Annotated in this window: 15 protein-coding genes and 1 pseudogene; 12 read left to right on the top strand and 4 right to left on the bottom strand. The window is 64.6% G+C overall.

Features of this window, described 5'->3' with window-relative positions; genetic code table 11:
- Positions 1 to 7: 7 nt before the first annotated feature.
- The 8 genes and pseudogenes from ccoS to AC0N04_RS14280 all read left to right on the top strand — a co-directional run.
- Positions 8 to 142 (top strand): annotated as a pseudogene (gene ccoS / locus AC0N04_RS14315) (cbb3-type cytochrome oxidase assembly protein CcoS); the annotation flags it as partial.
- A 95-nt stretch (positions 143 to 237) separates the two neighbouring features.
- Complete coding sequence (gene ccoN / locus AC0N04_RS14310; protein WP_474282786.1) at positions 238 to 1,680, top strand: cytochrome-c oxidase, cbb3-type subunit I; 1,443 nt, start codon at positions 238 to 240, stop codon at positions 1,678 to 1,680.
- Between the two features lie 21 nt (positions 1,681 to 1,701).
- Positions 1,702 to 2,325, top strand: a complete 624-nt coding sequence (gene ccoO / locus AC0N04_RS14305; RefSeq protein WP_474282784.1) for a cytochrome-c oxidase, cbb3-type subunit II — start codon at positions 1,702 to 1,704, stop codon at positions 2,323 to 2,325.
- Positions 2,326 to 2,340: 15 nt separating this feature from the next.
- The gene (locus AC0N04_RS14300) at positions 2,341 to 2,514 is read left to right on the top strand and encodes a cbb3-type cytochrome oxidase subunit 3 (protein ID WP_474282782.1); all 174 of its coding nucleotides are present in this window, start codon (positions 2,341 to 2,343) and stop codon (positions 2,512 to 2,514) included.
- Between the two features lie 48 nt (positions 2,515 to 2,562).
- Complete coding sequence (gene ccoP / locus AC0N04_RS14295) at positions 2,563 to 3,480, top strand: cytochrome-c oxidase, cbb3-type subunit III (protein ID WP_474282780.1); 918 nt, start codon at positions 2,563 to 2,565, stop codon at positions 3,478 to 3,480.
- 14 nt (positions 3,481 to 3,494) lie between these two features.
- On the top strand, positions 3,495 to 4,982 hold the full coding sequence (ccoG, locus tag AC0N04_RS14290) for a cytochrome c oxidase accessory protein CcoG (RefSeq protein WP_474282778.1): 1,488 nt from the start codon (positions 3,495 to 3,497) through the stop codon (positions 4,980 to 4,982).
- Between the two features lie 20 nt (positions 4,983 to 5,002).
- Complete coding sequence (locus AC0N04_RS14285; protein ID WP_474282776.1) at positions 5,003 to 5,278, top strand: nitrogen fixation protein FixH; 276 nt, start codon at positions 5,003 to 5,005, stop codon at positions 5,276 to 5,278.
- Between the two features lie 80 nt (positions 5,279 to 5,358).
- Positions 5,359 to 5,601, top strand: a complete 243-nt coding sequence (locus AC0N04_RS14280) for a hypothetical protein (protein WP_474282774.1) — start codon at positions 5,359 to 5,361, stop codon at positions 5,599 to 5,601.
- A 72-nt stretch (positions 5,602 to 5,673) separates the two neighbouring features.
- Here the strand turns inward: AC0N04_RS14280 and fnr are convergent, their stop codons facing one another.
- Positions 5,674 to 6,408: a fumarate/nitrate reduction transcriptional regulator Fnr gene (fnr, locus tag AC0N04_RS14275; RefSeq protein WP_474282772.1), complete on the bottom strand. Its 735-nt coding sequence runs from the start codon at positions 6,406 to 6,408 to the stop codon at positions 5,674 to 5,676.
- A 160-nt stretch (positions 6,409 to 6,568) separates the two neighbouring features.
- On the opposite strand from fnr, the gene hemN reads away from it, so the two are divergent.
- The 4 genes from hemN to dusA all read left to right on the top strand — a co-directional run bounded on the left by hemN (position 6,569) and on the right by dusA (position 10,745).
- Positions 6,569 to 7,978 carry an oxygen-independent coproporphyrinogen III oxidase gene (gene hemN / locus AC0N04_RS14270; RefSeq protein WP_474283073.1) on the top strand — a complete coding sequence of 470 codons (1,410 nt, stop codon included), beginning with the start codon at positions 6,569 to 6,571 and terminating at the stop codon, positions 7,976 to 7,978.
- Between the two features lie 2 nt (positions 7,979 to 7,980).
- Positions 7,981 to 8,676 carry a sulfite exporter TauE/SafE family protein gene (locus AC0N04_RS14265; RefSeq protein ID WP_474282770.1) on the top strand — a complete coding sequence of 232 codons (696 nt, stop codon included), beginning with the start codon at positions 7,981 to 7,983 and terminating at the stop codon, positions 8,674 to 8,676.
- A 114-nt stretch (positions 8,677 to 8,790) separates the two neighbouring features.
- Positions 8,791 to 9,708, top strand: coding sequence for a ribosome biogenesis GTPase YlqF (ylqF, locus tag AC0N04_RS14260; RefSeq protein WP_474282768.1), 918 nt, complete (start codon positions 8,791 to 8,793; stop codon positions 9,706 to 9,708).
- A gap of 14 nt (positions 9,709 to 9,722) precedes the next feature.
- Entirely contained in the window at positions 9,723 to 10,745 is a 1,023-nt protein-coding gene (gene dusA, locus AC0N04_RS14255; protein ID WP_474282766.1) for a tRNA dihydrouridine(20/20a) synthase DusA, read from the top strand.
- A 1-nt stretch (position 10,746) separates the two neighbouring features.
- Here dusA and AC0N04_RS14250 read toward each other — a convergent pair whose 3' ends face one another.
- The 3 genes from AC0N04_RS14250 to AC0N04_RS14240 form a co-directional block, all read right to left on the bottom strand.
- Positions 10,747 to 11,604, bottom strand: coding sequence for a DMT family transporter (locus tag AC0N04_RS14250; RefSeq protein WP_474283072.1), 858 nt, complete (start codon positions 11,602 to 11,604; stop codon positions 10,747 to 10,749).
- A gap of 99 nt (positions 11,605 to 11,703) precedes the next feature.
- On the bottom strand, positions 11,704 to 13,044 hold the full coding sequence (gene glnT / locus AC0N04_RS14245; RefSeq protein WP_474282764.1) for a type III glutamate--ammonia ligase: 1,341 nt from the start codon (positions 13,042 to 13,044) through the stop codon (positions 11,704 to 11,706).
- Complete coding sequence (locus tag AC0N04_RS14240) at positions 13,037 to 14,530, bottom strand: aldehyde dehydrogenase (RefSeq protein WP_474282762.1); 1,494 nt, start codon at positions 14,528 to 14,530, stop codon at positions 13,037 to 13,039. Before AC0N04_RS14240 ends, glnT begins: the two co-directional genes overlap by 8 nt.
- Between the last annotated feature and the right edge of the window lie 127 nt (positions 14,531 to 14,657).

Below are 14,657 nucleotides of genomic sequence, written 5' to 3'. Positions count from 1 at the left end.
GGCCATCATGGACATTCTTTATCTGCTGATTCCGCTGTCCGCCGTGTTGGTATTGACCATCATCGCGGTTTTTGGGTGGGCCCTGCACCGGGGTCAGTTCGACGACCTGGAACGAGAGGGTGAGCGAATCCTGCAACAGGATCCGGAACCGGTTGACGCCGATCAAGCGAAGGCGTTGCCAGTTCAAAAACAATCGCGTGATTAGTGTTTCCGAGTCTTAAGAAGAGGAGGCCTTCGATGGCAACAAGTTCCGTGCCGGCCCAACAGCCGGTTTATACAGATGCCGTGGTGCGATGGTTTGCCATTGCCGCTGTGGTGTACGGCATCGTCGGGATGCTGGTGGGGGTATGGATTGCGTCTGAGCTGGCCTGGCCCGAGCTCAACATGGGCATTCCGTACATCACCTACAGCCGTCTGCGGCCTTTGCACACCAACGCGGTGATCTTCGCGTTCGGGGGCTCGGCACTTTTTGCCACCAGCTATCACGTCGTGCAGCGCACCTGCCAGACGGCGTTGTTCCTGCCCAAGCTGGCGTGGTTCACCTTCCTCGGCTGGAACTTGGTCATCATTTCGGCCGTCATCACGCTGCCGCTGGGGATCAACACCGCCAAGGAATACGCTGAGCTCGAGTGGCCGATCGACATCCTGATCGCTATTGTTTGGGTGGCCTACGCGGTGGTGTTCTTCGGCACGATCGGGATCCGCAAGGTGCGCCACATCTACGTGGCCAACTGGTTCTTCGGCGCCTTCATCATCGCCGTGGCGTTGCTGCACATCGTCAATAGCGCTGAAATTCCGGTCACGCTGTGGAAGAGCTACTCCGCCTACGCGGGCGTCCAGGACGCCATGGTGCAGTGGTGGTACGGCCACAACGCAGTGGGCTTCTTCCTGACGGCCGGCTTCCTGGGGATCATGTACTACTACATCCCCAAGCAGGCCGAGCGCCCGGTGTATTCGTATCGCCTGTCGATCGTCCACTTTTGGGCGCTGATCTTCACCTACATGTGGGCCGGTCCCCATCACCTGCACTACACCGCGCTGCCGGATTGGGTGCAATCGGTGGGCATGATCTTCTCGCTGGTGCTGCTGGCGCCGAGCTGGGGCGGCATGATCAACGGCATCATGACGCTGTCGGGTGCGTGGCACAAACTGCGTGACGACCCGATCCTGAAGTTCCTGATCGTGTCGTTGTCGTTCTACGGCATGTCGACCTTCGAAGGCCCGATGATGGCCATCAAGACGGTGAACGCGCTGTCGCACTACACCGACTGGACGGTGGGTCACGTTCACTCCGGCGCGCTGGGTTGGGTGGGCATGGTCACGATCGGTGCGCTTTATCACCTGATTCCGCGGATGTTCGGTCGCAAGAGCATGTACAGCATCCGGGCCATCGAATTGCATTTCTGGATCGCCACCATCGGCATCGTGCTGTACATCGCATCGATGTGGATTGCCGGCGTGATGCAGGGCTTGATGTGGCGCGCGGTCAATCCTGACGGCACGCTGGTCTACAGCTTCGTCGAAAGCGTCAAGGCGACCTACCCGTTCTACGTTATCCGCGTGTTGGGGGGGATCCTCTACCTGACCGGCATGCTGATCATGGCCTGGAACGTCGCCAAGACCATGGCCAATGGCCGCATCACGCCGGTGCCGATTCCCACGGCCCTGGCACACGCCTGAGTCAGGACGAGGAGTAGAAAAATGGCTACACAACAACACGCCCCTCGCGGTCACGAACGGATCGAGACCAGCAACTTTCTGATGATCGTGCTGATCTTGATCACCGTCGCCATCGGTGGCATCGTCGAAATCGTGCCGCTGTTCTTCCAGCACTCGACGACCGAGCCCATTCCTGGCTGGAAGCCTTACACCGCCTTGCAGCAGACGGGCCGCGACATCTACACCCGGGAAGGCTGCTACACCTGCCACTCCCAGATGATTCGTCCTTTCCGCGCCGAGACCTTGCGGTACGGAGCCTATTCGGTGGCGGGAGAGTCGGTCTATGACCACCCGTTCCAGTGGGGGAGCAAGCGAACCGGTCCTGATCTGGCGCGGGTGGGCGGTCGCTACAGCGATGAGTGGCACCGCATTCACTTGAACAACCCTCGTGATCTGGTTCCGGAATCGAACATGCCGGCCTTTCCGTGGCTCAAGGACGCCAAGCTGAACCCGGACGACATCCAGCCCAAGATGCGCGCGTTGCGCAAGGTGGGCGTGCCGTACACGGATCAGGAGATCGCGGATGCGCCGGAGCAACTCAAGGGCAAGACCGAACTGGATGCGTTGATCGCTTACCTCCAGGTGCTGGGCACCGCCCGCAAGTAAGAAACGAGGCTGGCCATGGATTTCGACATCAACGTGGCGCGCAGCCTGATCACCCTGGTTTCGCTGATGATGTTCATCGGCCTGATCGGGTGGACTTGGGCGGCCCATCGCAAGGCGGCCTTCGATGAAGCGGCCCAGCTGCCATTCCTCGATGACGAGCAGTCTGTGGAGCTTTCCGAACGGAAGTGATGTGTACGGGAGCGGACCGGATCTGCTCCCGACCGACTGGAGAACGACATGAGTGACTTTTTCAACAGCGGCTGGTCCATCTTCGTGGCCACCGTTGTCATCGTGGGCCTGATCGCCTGCCTGGCCTTGCTGATCTTCGGGAGTCGCCAGCATGTGGTGGCCACCGACAACAGCACTGGCCACGTCTGGGATGAAGACCTGAGGGAGATGAACAACCCGTTGCCACGCTGGTGGATGGGGTTGTTCGTGCTGACCGTGGTCTTTTCCGCCGTCTATCTGTTCCTGTTCCCGGGCCTGGGAAGCAACCCTGGGGTCCTGAAGTGGAGCGAGGATGGTCAATGGCAAGCCGAACAAGACAAGGCCCGCGCGGCGATGGCGCCGGTGTATGCCGGATTTGCAAATCTGACCGCCGAGCAGTTGGCCAAGAACCCGCAGGCCATGGCCATCGGTGAGCGTCTGTTCGTCAATACCTGCGCGCAATGCCATGGATCGGATGCCCGCGGCAGCAAGGGCTTCCCCAACCTGACCGACAACGACTGGCTCGGTGGCGATGGCAGCCCGGCCTATATCGAGACCACCATTCTCAATGGGCGCACGGGTGTCATGCCGGTGATGGCGCCGGCGGTCGGGACGGCGGATGACGTGCACAACGTGGCCAACTACGTGTTGAGCTTGTCGGGCGCGGCGCACAGTTCGGTCGCGGCGGAATTGGGCAAGCCCAAGTTTGCAGCCTGCGCGGCCTGCCATGGCGCCGACGGCAAGGGCAATCATGCGATCGGTGCCCCCAACCTGACCGACAACATCTGGTTGCATGGCTTCGGCGAAGATGCCATCACGGCGATGGTCAACAATGGCAAAACCAACGTGATGCCGCCTCAAGGTGCTCGGTTCACGCCGGAACAATTGAAGGTGCTGGTCGCCTACGTCTGGAATTTGTCCCACAGCACAAAGGTCGCCGCTCAGTAAGGTAAATTGGCAGCATGAGCGATACCCCCGCCCCTATTCAGTCGACTCCGATCCACCAATCTCCTCCGGACGACGACAGCGTTGAGGCGCTGGTATCGCTCTATCAGAAGCAGAAGAAGATTTACGCCCGTGCGGTATCGGGCGTGTTCGCCAAATGGCGCTGGGCGCTGGTCTGGTTCACCCAGGTTTTGTTTTACAGCGTCCCTTGGCTGACTTGGAATGGTCGGCAGGCGGTGTTGTTCGACCTGATTTCAAGGCGCTTCTATATTTTCGGGTTGGTCTTGTATCCGCAAGACCTGATCTATTTGTCAGCGCTGCTGATGATCTCGGCCTACGGCTTGTTCTTGTTCACGGCCGTGGCGGGGCGACTGTGGTGTGGCTTTGCCTGCCCGCAGACGGTCTACACCGAGATCTACATGTGGATCGAGCGCAAGTTCGAGGGAGACCGCCCTCAGCGCATGAAGCTTGACGAAGGCCCCTGGACTGCCAACAAGCTGTGGCGAAAGGGCGGTAAGCAAGCCAGCTGGATCCTCTTCGGCCTGTGGACGGGCTTCACGCTGGTGGGCTATTACACGCCGATCAAGCAACTCGCCGCCGAGGCGGTCACGCTCAGCTTTGGCCCTTGGGAATGGTTCTGGGTGCTGTTCTATGGCTTTGCGACCTACGGCAACGCAGGCTACATGCGCGAGCAGGTCTGCAAATACATGTGTCCGTATGCGCGCTTCCAAAGCGTCATGTTCGACAAGGACACCCTGATCATCAGCTACGACACTGAGCGGGGCGAACCTCGCGGCGCCCGGTCCAAGAAGGCCGACCCGGCGAAATTGAATCTGGGCTCCTGTGTGGATTGCGGCCTGTGCGTGCAGGTCTGCCCCACCGGCATCGACATTCGCAAGGGGCTCCAGTACGAGTGCATCGGCTGTGCCGCCTGCATTGATGTCTGCGACGGCATCATGGACAAGATGGGTTATCAGCGGGGCTTGGTGCGTTATGCCACCCAGAACGGCCTTGCGCAGCATTTCGACAAGCAGCAGATGCTTCATCGTGTGTTGCGTCCTCGCGTCTTGGTGTACACGGCCATCCTGCTGCTGATCTGCACCGCCTTTGCGGTCAGCATCACCCTGCGGAGCCCGTTCCGCGTCGACGTGGTCAGGGACCGCGCCTCGCTGGCACGCATTGTCGGCGCCGGAAACATCGAAAATGTCTACCGGTTGCAAATCATGAACAACGCCGAGAAGGCCCAGCACTATCAGGTGTCCGTTGCAGGGCTGCCTGGCATCACGGTGGCGGGAGATGACGGCCGTACCAACAGTGCAGATATTCTGGTCGGGCCCGCGGAAGCCCATTGGATCACGCTGGAAGTTCGCATTCCCTTTGAATCGAGCCAGCAGGTTGGGTCCGGGGTGCACGAGATCCACTTCAATGTCGAGCGCCTCGCCTCGGGGACGGATGGCACGCCTGCGACGGTCTCGGAGAAATCCACCTTCCTGGTACCTCGCTGAACGAATCGGAGATTGACACGATGTCGAATACCCAGGTTTCCCCTGTTGCCAGCAGATCCGAGTCCATCGAGAGTCAACGCCCATGGTGGACTTATGGGATGGTGTGGATGGTCATCAGCGGCCCGCTCTCGGTGGTCATCGCCGCCTTGATCAGCGGATACGTCGCCTGGCATGGCCAGGACCCCGTGCTGTTGCACGACGATGTGGGCCCCCCGCCATCGGCCATCAAGGCCGGAACCGATTCGCAGACCCCGGCGGAACTTGCACGCAACCACGCCGTGGTATCCAAGCACTGAATGCAGGTCTCCCCCATCGCGGGCAGGGACATGGAAGGGGGACTTGAATGAAAGTCGGCAGATCGAGCTTCGGAATACGCTTGCTGTGCGTTCTGTGGCCATCGTTCCTGATGGCCGGAGTGATGGAAATGCTGGTGTTTTCCGTCGTCGACCCGCACACGCTCCAATGGTTCGGCGGTGCCATGATCGAGTGGAGTTCAACGGCCGTCTACACGCTTGCGTTCTTCGCCTTCTGGCTGATCATCTCGACCGCGAGCGCGTTGACGCAATTGCTGGTGACCTGTCCGCCCGACAGCTTCGAGGAGCGTGCCCCTCAACTCTAGCAAGCGCTGCTCGCTTGCCTTCGATACCGGCGCCAGGGCCGGACGGACTGCCAGAATCCAGTCCGGTCTGTGTCAGCAGTTCGCGCCGTTGACCAGTTGCTGCAGTCCGGCCTGATCAACGATGCGGATATGGCGCTGCTTGACTTCGAGAAAGCCATCTTCCTGAAACTTCGAGAAGGTTCGGCTGACGGTTTCCAATTTCAAGCCGAGGTAGCTGCCGATCTCTTCGCGGGTCATCCTCAGAATCAACGAAGAGGCCGAAAAGCCTCGCGCTTCTAGGCGTTGCGTGAGATTCAACAAGAACGCCGCCAGCCGCTCCTCGGCACGCATGCTGCCCAACAACAGCATCACGCCGTGGTCGCGCACGATCTCGCGACTCATGATCTTGTGGAATTGGTGCTGGAGGTCGGTGAACTCACGCGACAAATCCTCCAACTGGCTGTAGGGGATAACGCAGACCTGAGAGTCTTCCAGCGCTACCGCATCGCAGGAATGCCGGTCGTTGCTGATGCCGTCCAGGCCCAGCAATTCGCCTGCCATCTGAAACCCGGTGACCTGATCGCGTCCGTCCTCCGACGACACGCAGGTCTTGAAGAAGCCGGTCCGGACCGCATACAGCGATTGGAACGGATCCCCCGAGTGGAACAGCGTATCGCCTCTGGCGACGGTCTTGCGGGTTGCGACCAGATCATCCAGCCGGTCCAAATCGTTCCTGCCCAAGCCCACGGGCAAGCACAGCTCCCGCAGGTTGCAACTGGAACAGGCCACCTTGAAGGCCTCAGGCTTCACACGCAGCGAATCAGTCATGATGACGATTATCGCTTGAGGGGAAAGTTTGCGGCAGCCCCACGCACGCGGCGTCGCAGGATTCAAACAACGTGCGAGGCAGGGTCTTTCCCGGCACGCAAACGCCAGCTGCCTTGAGACACATCAAGGCTCAGCCCCCCCACTTTGGCACCATCGCGCCATGGAACTTGTTGCCTCCGCACCACCGATCGGGTTGCCCACAGACTTGCTGGAGCGTTTTGACGTTCCCGGGCCCCGCTACACCTCCTACCCGACCGCAGATCGCTTTGTGGAGGCCTTCACAGCGGGCGATTACCAGCGCGCGCTGACGCAGCGCAGCGAAGGCGCCCAGGTCGGGGGCAAGCAGCCGCTGTCGATCTATGTCCACATCCCGTTCTGTGAGTCGGTCTGCTATTACTGCGCCTGCAACAAGGTCATTACCAAACACCATGACCGCGCCGCCGAGTATCTGAGCGCGCTCGACATCGAGATCGGGCTTCACGAGAAGGTGCTGGGCGACCAGCAGGTGGTGTCGCAAATTCACTTCGGGGGCGGGACACCGACGTTTCTGAGCGATGCCGAGTTGTCCGGACTGATGGAGCGGCTGCAACAGGCCTTTCGCGTCGCACCCGGTGCCGAGATCTCGATCGAGGTGGATCCTCGCACCGCTTCGCCGTTGCGCTTGGCGGCTTTGCGGAAGATGGGCTTCAACCGGATCAGCTTCGGGGTGCAGGATTTCGATCCCGAAGTCCAGAAGGCAGTCCATCGGGTCCAGTCCTTCGAGAGCATCCGCGATCTGATGCACGCGGCTCGCGAACTGGGGTTCGAGTCGATCAATGCCGACCTGATCTACGGCTTGCCGAAGCAGACCCCGACCTCCTTCGCCCGCACCGTGGCGCAGATCAGCGAACTCCGACCCGATCGCATCGCCTTGTATTCGTACGCACACCTGCCGCAGCGCTTCAAGCCGCAGCGCCGCATCGATGCGAGTCAATTGCCCCCGCCGGACCATCGTATCGCGATGCTGTCCGGGGCGATCGCCGGTTTTCTCTCCCATGGCTACACCTACATCGGCATGGACCATTTCGCGCTGCAGGGCGACTCGCTGGCGGCGGCCAAGCGCCAAGGGCGACTGCACCGGAACTTCCAGGGCTACAGCACGCAACCCGATTGCGACCTGATCGGGCTGGGGGTGTCGTCCATCGGCCGCATGGGGGCGACGTACAGCCAGAACGCCAAGACCCTGCCGGAGTATTACGACGCGTTGCGGCAAGGGCAGTTTGCGATCGTGCGAGGCTTGGCGCTGACCCGCGACGACCTGCTGCGACGCGCCGTCATCATGGCGATCATGTGCCAGGGCCGCCTGGAGTTCGAATCGATAGAACTTGCCCACCTGATCAAGGTGCCCGAGTACTTCCGCAACGAACTTGAGCAACTCAAGCCCTATGTCGAGATGGGTCTGGTCACGCTGGACGCCGGCGCCGTGCAGGTCACGGCGCAGGGCTGGTTCTTCGTGCGGGCCATCGCCATGGTTTTTGACAAGCATTTGCAGGCGGATCGCGTTCGCGAGCGGTTTTCGCGCATCATCTGAGGGTGAACTTCACCCTGATCTTCAGCGCGCTGCTGATGGGGCTGGCCGGGTCGGTGCATTGCGTGGCGATGTGCGGTACCGCAAGCACCGCGGCGGTTCGCGCCTGCGGGCGCTCGCGCCCCCTTCTCGCTGCCTGGGCCTTTCATCTGGGGCGCGTGCTGGGCTATGCCGCCGCGGGGGCGGTGGTGGCTTCCAGCGTATCGCTGCTGGCGCGACTCGGGCAGTGGAGTCCCGCTCTGCGCCCGCTCTGGGTCCTGGCGCACATGGCCGCCCTGGGCCTGGGCCTGTGGTTGCTCTGGAAGGGTCGGCAACCGGAGTGGCTTGAGAGCTTGGGCCGCACGGACCGTCACCTGGGTGCGCCGGATGGCAACGGCTGGCAACGCATGCGGGGTCCCGTCGGCGCTGCCGCCATCGGGAGTGTCTGGTTCGCATGGCCGTGCGGCCTGCTGCAGTCGGCCTTGATGGTCGCCGCCCTGGCCAATGGGCCCTGGGCAGGCGCCTCGGTGATGGCTGCCTTTGCGGTGGCCTCGTCCTTCGCGCTGGCCGGCGGGTCGGCGTTGTGGATGCGGTGGCGTGGCGGGGGCGGGCGGGCCACCGTGCTGATCATTCGCTTGTCGGGCGCGGCGTTGGCCGGTGCATCGGCCTGGGCCTTGGGCCACGACGTGTGGATGCGCGTCGCGGCCTATTGCGCGACCTGAACCCCTCCGCGGTTCCCGAAGAAGGCCGCACCCCTTTGAGACGCGTCCGAGGCGTGCCAGCCCACGCTGCGGCGACAATGGCGGACTGTTCTTGCCGCGCAGCGCGCCTTCCCGATGTCCGTTCAATGGTTTCCCGGCCACATGCATGCCACGCGCAAGGCGATTGCCGAGCGCATGAAGCAGGGCGTCGACGTGGTGATCGAACTGCTGGACGCGCGCTTGCCCGGGTCCAGTTCCAACCCCTTGCTGGCGTCGCTGACCCAGGGCAAGCCGGCGTTGAAGCTGCTCAACAAGCAAGATCTGGCCGATCCGGCCAGCACGGCCCTGTGGCTGGCACATTTCAATGCCTTGCCGGAAACCCGTGCACTCGCGCTGGATGCCGGCGAAACCGCCCCGGCTCAGAAACTGGTCGTCGCCTGCCGTGACCTGGCCCCGCTGCGTGGCGGCATGGCCAAGCCGCTGCGGGTGCTGATCTGCGGCATTCCGAACGTCGGCAAATCGACGCTGATCAACACCTTGGTCGGCAAGAAGTCGGCCAAGACCGGCGACGAGGCCGGCGTCACGAAGAACGAACAGCGCATTGCGCTGGCCAGCGACGTGATCCTGTTCGACACCCCGGGCATGCTGTGGCCCAAGCTCAGCGTCGAGCAAGGTGGCTACCACCTTGCCGCCAGCGGCGCGGTGGGCAAGAACGCCTACGACGAGGAAGAAGTGGCTCTGGCACTGCTGGAGTCCCTGCAGCGCCACGCTGCCGACCGACTCGAAGCCCGCTACCGCGTGAGTGGCGCGGCGGCCCTGGTGCCCGAAGCCTTGCTGGAAGCGATCGGCCGCCAGCGTGGCGCGATGCAATCGGGCGGGCGCATTCATCTCCAAAAGGCGGCCGAGATCGTCCTCAACGATTTCCGCTCCGGGGCGATGGGGCGCATCACCTTGGAGACACCGATGGAATTCGCCGCGTGGCAGACGGCGGCCGAAGCGGCGCAGGCCCAGCGTCCGGAACGCCGTTCCAAGCGCGTCGTGCGAGGCACATGATGGCTCCTTCCCCGATGAACACCGCTCGCTCCCCCTGGCGCCTGTCGGTCGCTCCGATGCTCGATTGGACGGATCGCCACTGCCGCTATTTCCACCGTCTGCTGACCCGGCACGCCCGGCTTTACACCGAAATGGTCACCACCGGCGCCTTGCTGCACGGAGACCAGGGCCGGCACCTCGATTTCAATCCCGAGGAGCATCCGCTGGCGCTGCAACTGGGCGGTAGCGAGCCGGCCGAGCTGGCGTCCTGCGCCAAGCTGGCCGAACGCTGGGGCTACGACGAAGTCAATCTCAACTGCGGCTGTCCCAGCGAGCGGGTGCAGCGCGGTGCCTTCGGTGCCTGCCTGATGAATGAGCCGGCCCTGGTGGCCGATGGCGTGAAGGCGATGCGCGACGCCGTGTCGATCCCGGTGACGGTCAAGCACCGTATCGGCGTGGACCAGTCCGAGAGTTACGGCTTCGTCCGCGATTTCGTCGGCACGGTCGCGCGGGCGGGGTGCGAGGTCTTCATCGTTCACGCCCGCAGCGCCTGGCTGAAAGGCCTGAGCCCGAAGGAGAATCGCGAGATCCCGCCGCTGCGCTACGAGGTGGCCGCGCAACTCAAGCGCGACTTTCCGGATCTGACCATCGTCGTCAATGGCGGCATCGCGGCTGCCGATCAGATCGCCGAGCACCTGTCCCGGGTGGACGGCGTGATGGTCGGTCGCGAGGCTTATCACAATCCCTGGTCGATGGCTGACTGGGACTCGCGCTTCTTCGGCGCAACGCAGGCTCCGGCGCGGTCGCGCGAGGCGGTCGAGGAGGCGATGGTGGCCTACATGGCCCGCGAGTTCGAGCGGGCCCAGGTTCCCTGGGCGCACATCGCCCGCCATATGCTGGGCCTGCGCAACGGCCTGCCAGGGGCCAGGCGCTGGCGCCAGGTCTGGAGCGACCATCGCCTCAAAGGCCTGACGGCTGGCGAGGTCTGGCACCATGCCCGGGACGCGGTGCCTGCGGCCGCCGGCACGGCGATGACGGCATCGTCCGCGACGGCCTGAGTCACGCGCTCGCGGTGGCCAGGCGTGGCGGCCAGGTGGCCAGCAGCAGGCCCAGCACGGCCAAGCCGAGCGCCAGGCCCTGCGATGCGGTCATGCGTTCGTGCAGGAACACCACGCCGACGGCGGAAGCCGTCACCGGCAACAGCACCGTGAAAGCGCCTGCCCGAGGGGCCGGCACGCGGCGCAGCCCTTGCATCCAGAGCCAGACGGTGGCCACGCTGGCTGCCAGCGCGTAAAACAGCAGCAAGGCCCAGGTCGGTGCGGGGACCTGGGCAAAGTCGAAGCGGCTGGCCTGCCACAGCCCCAGCGGCGTGACCAGCGCCAGCCCCCACAGGTTGATCAAGGCGCTGATCCGCCGCGCAGACACCTGCGCGGTGAGCCGCTTGCCGATGACCACGTAAGCGGCCTCGCAGAACGCCGCCACCACCAGCATCGGGTAGCCCCACCACGCGCCGCGACCGGCGTCGCCGGCGGTCTTCGAGAGCGACAGCAACGCAATGCCAGCGACCGCAAGGACGATGCCCCACGCGACCCGGCGGGGAATCTGTTCGTGCAGGAACACCCGCGAGAGCAGGGCGACCGCGGCCGGGATGCCGGCCATGATCACGCCCGCTGCCACGGCGGAGGTGGCCTGCACGCCGAACAGCATGCAGATCGAGAACAGAAAGTTGCCGAGAAAGCTCTCCCAGAACAGCAGCCGGCGGTCGTGCGGCGTCAGGGCTGGTTCGTGCGCCTGGCGTCGCACCCAGCCCAGCATCGCCACGGCCGCGATGCCGAAACGCAACCAGGCCAGCAGAAAGACGGGGAAGCTCGCCACCAGCAGGCGCGACAGGCCTACATAACTGCCGACCAGGGCCATGCTGGCCGACAGGCTGGCATAGGCCAGCCAGGGCACCGGGGCGTGTTTCAAGCCACCGTCCCCCGACGACACCCGGACCTCGCCGGCCGACCGGCAGGCTCAGAACGTGGCCGCATAGCGCTGCAACTCCCAGTCGCTCACATGGCGCGCGTAGGCGATCGCCTCGGCCCGCTTCAGGCGCACGAACTCGCTGGCCAGGGTGGAACCGAGCGCGCCGCAGACCACCGGGTCTGCCTCGAGCGCGGCGGCGGCCTCCGCCAGCGACTGTGGCAGCACCGGGATGCCGCGCGCAGCGATCTGCGCCAGCGGCAACTGGAACAGGTCGTCGGTGCAGGCCGGGCCCAAGGCCAGGCCGCGGTCGATGCCGTCCAGCCCGGCTGCGATCACGGCGGCCGTGGCCAGATAGGGATTGGCGCTGGCGTCGGGCAGCCGCCACTCGAAGCGGCCGGGCAGGGTGCGAACGACGGCGGTGCGGTTGTTCGGTCCGTGCGCTACGTAGGCCGGCGCCCAGGAGGTGCCGGACAGCGATTCACCCACCACGAGGCGCTTGTAGCTGTTGACCGTGGGCGCCGCCAGGGCGCACAGCGCCGGCGAGTGGGCCAGCACGCCGGCGATGAACTGGCGGCCCAGCGCCGAGAGCGGCGTATCGCTGGCGCGCGCCGCGGCGTCCGGTTCAAACAGGCAGGCGCCCGACGCATCCCACAGCGACATGTGGAAATGCAGGCCGCTGCCCGGCTGATTGGCGAAGGGCTTGGGCATCATCGAGAACACCATGCCGCGGGCCTCGGCCAGCGCATGCGCCGCCAGCTTGAAGCCCATCACATGGTCGGCGCTGGCCAGGGCGTCGTCGAACGCGAAATTCACCTCGTACTGGCCGTGGGCGTCCTCGTGGTCCAGCTGCAGCACGTCGAGTCCCCAGGCTTGCAGCGTGGACTGCAGCGCGTGCAGGAAACCGGCCTGGCGCGGCAGCGATTTCAGGTCGTAGCTGGGCTTGTCCAGCCGGTCGGCATCGTCGGCCGGCAGCCATCGCCCGTCCTGCTGTTTGAGCAGAAAGAACTCGGGTTCGATGCCGGTCTTGAGCTGCCAGCCGCGCGCCGCCAGGCGGTCGCTGGCACGTTGCAGAACCTGGCGCGAACAGCCCTCGAAGGGGTGCCCGTCGACGAAGCCGCTGCACACCGCCCGCGCATAACCGGGCATCCACGGCAGCGGCCGGATCGTCCGGGCATCGGCCCGCGCGTAGTACTCGGCTCGGGGGCCGATGCGGGGCAGCGCGGTGCCCCAGATCGACGGGCCGGCAAAACCCGCCCCGGTGGCAACGAGCTCGCCCAGCTTGTCCAGGGGCACATACTTGCCCTTGGCCACGCCGTGGAGGTCGGTGAACTGCGCGAGCAGGGTGTGGACCCCTTGCTCGGCCAGTGCCTTCTTGACGGCCTCAGTCAAGGCGGATCCAGGTGGTCTTCAACTCGGTGTACTTGTCGAAGGCGTGCAGCGACTTGTCGCGCCCGTTGCCGCTCTGCTTGAAGCCCCCGAACGGCACCGTGATGTCGTCTTCGTCGTACTGGTTCACATGCACGGTGCCGGCGCGCAGCGCCCGGGCAACCCGGTGGGCGCGGTTCAGGTTGTGGCTCCAGACGCTGGCCTGCAGACCGTAGCTGGTGTTGTTGGCCAGCGCGATGGCTTCGGCCTCGGTCTTGAAACGCAGGATGCCCATCACCGGGCCGAAGATCTCTTCGCGCGCGATCTTCATGCCGTTGTCCACGCCGTCGAACACCGTCGGCTCGACGTAATAGCCCCCCGTCTCGGTCCGCACGCGGCGGCCGCCGGCCACGCAGCGCGCGCCTTCGGTGTTGCCCGCGTCGATGTAGCCCAGCACGGTGTTCATCTGCGTCTCGTCGACCAGGGCGCCGAGCTCGGTGGCCGGGTCCAGCGGATCGCCGGGCGCGTATTTCGGGGCTTCGGCGGCCACCAGCCGCACGAATTCGTCGGCGATGGCGTCGTGCACCAGCACCCGCGACGGCGCATTGCAGCTTTCGCCCTGGTTGAAGAACATGCTGCCGGCGACGGTACGCGCGGCCCGGGCGATGTCCTCGTGGTCGTCGAAGACCAGAAAAGCCGACTTGCCGCCCAACTCGTTGTAGACCCGCTTCAGGTTGGAGCGGCCGGCGTAGTCCAGCATGCGCCGACCGACGCGCGTCGAGCCGGTGAAGCCGATCGCGTCCACGTCCATGTGCAGCGCCAGCGCTTCGCCGGCTTCGTGGCCGTAACCGGGCACCACGTTCAGGACGCCGGGCGGCAGACCCGCATCGATCGCCAGTTCGGCCAGGCGCAGCGCGGTCAGCGGGCTCTTCTCGCTGGGTTTGAGCACCACCGAGTTGCCGGCGGCCAGGGCGGGGCCGAGCTTCCAGGCCGCCATGATCATCGGGTAGTTCCAGGGCACGATCACGCCGATCACGCCCATCGGCTCGCGCGTGATCAGCGCCAGTGCGCTGTCGGGGGTCGGCGCGATCTCGTCGTAGATCTTGTCGACGGCCTCCGCATACCAGGCAATGCAGCGGGCGGTGGAGGGCACATCGACGGCGAGGGAATACTGGATCGGCTTGCCGACGTCCAGCGTCTCCAGCAAGGCCAGTTCGTCGCGTGCGGCGAGGATCTTCTCGGCAAAGCGCTGCAGGATCTTCTTGCGCTGCGCCGGGGCCTTGCCGGCCCAGCGCCGGTCGTCGAAGGCGGCACGGGCGCTTTTCACGGCCGCGTCGATGTCGCCGGCCGCGCCTCGTGCAACGTCCGCCAGCTTGCGCCCGTCGATCGGCGAGTGCTTGGCGAAGGTCTCGCTGGATCGCGCGTCGCGGCGTTGTCCGTCGATCAGGATGCGGCCATTGGCCTGGAGGGTCTGGGCACGGCCGTGCCAGGTGTCGCTAGGGGCATTCATGGGTAGTTTCCGCTCATCCGGTGACCGCCGGAAATCAAAGTAAGAGAAGCTGCCGCCACCCGGGTGGAAACAGCAGCTTCAAAGGGGGTGATGCGCCTGCCGAGAGCGGCCGACGCATCCTGGCGTG

This window comes from Ideonella sp. sgz306126 (assembly GCF_056032705.1).
The sequence above is the reverse complement of the archived record's forward strand: the minus strand, read 5'-3'. Positions and strand labels throughout refer to the sequence as shown.

Coding starts and splice junctions, on each gene's coding strand:
- ccoN (WP_474282786.1), top strand. CDS start 238: ATGGCAACAAGTTCCGTGCCGGCCCAACAGCCGGTTTATACAGATGCC.
- ccoO (WP_474282784.1), top strand. CDS start 1,702: ATGGCTACACAACAACACGCCCCTCGCGGTCACGAACGGATCGAGACC.
- AC0N04_RS14300 (WP_474282782.1), top strand. CDS start 2,341: ATGGATTTCGACATCAACGTGGCGCGCAGCCTGATCACCCTGGTTTCG.
- ccoP (WP_474282780.1), top strand. CDS start 2,563: ATGAGTGACTTTTTCAACAGCGGCTGGTCCATCTTCGTGGCCACCGTT.
- ccoG (WP_474282778.1), top strand. CDS start 3,495: ATGAGCGATACCCCCGCCCCTATTCAGTCGACTCCGATCCACCAATCT.
- AC0N04_RS14285 (WP_474282776.1), top strand. CDS start 5,003: ATGTCGAATACCCAGGTTTCCCCTGTTGCCAGCAGATCCGAGTCCATC.
- fnr (WP_474282772.1), bottom strand. CDS start 6,408: ATGACTGATTCGCTGCGTGTGAAGCCTGAGGCCTTCAAGGTGGCCTGT.
- hemN (WP_474283073.1), top strand. CDS start 6,569: ATGGAACTTGTTGCCTCCGCACCACCGATCGGGTTGCCCACAGACTTG.
- ylqF (WP_474282768.1), top strand. CDS start 8,791: ATGTCCGTTCAATGGTTTCCCGGCCACATGCATGCCACGCGCAAGGCG.
- dusA (WP_474282766.1), top strand. CDS start 9,723: ATGAACACCGCTCGCTCCCCCTGGCGCCTGTCGGTCGCTCCGATGCTC.
- AC0N04_RS14250 (WP_474283072.1), bottom strand. CDS start 11,604: ATGGCCCTGGTCGGCAGTTATGTAGGCCTGTCGCGCCTGCTGGTGGCG.
- AC0N04_RS14240 (WP_474282762.1), bottom strand. CDS start 14,530: ATGAATGCCCCTAGCGACACCTGGCACGGCCGTGCCCAGACCCTCCAG.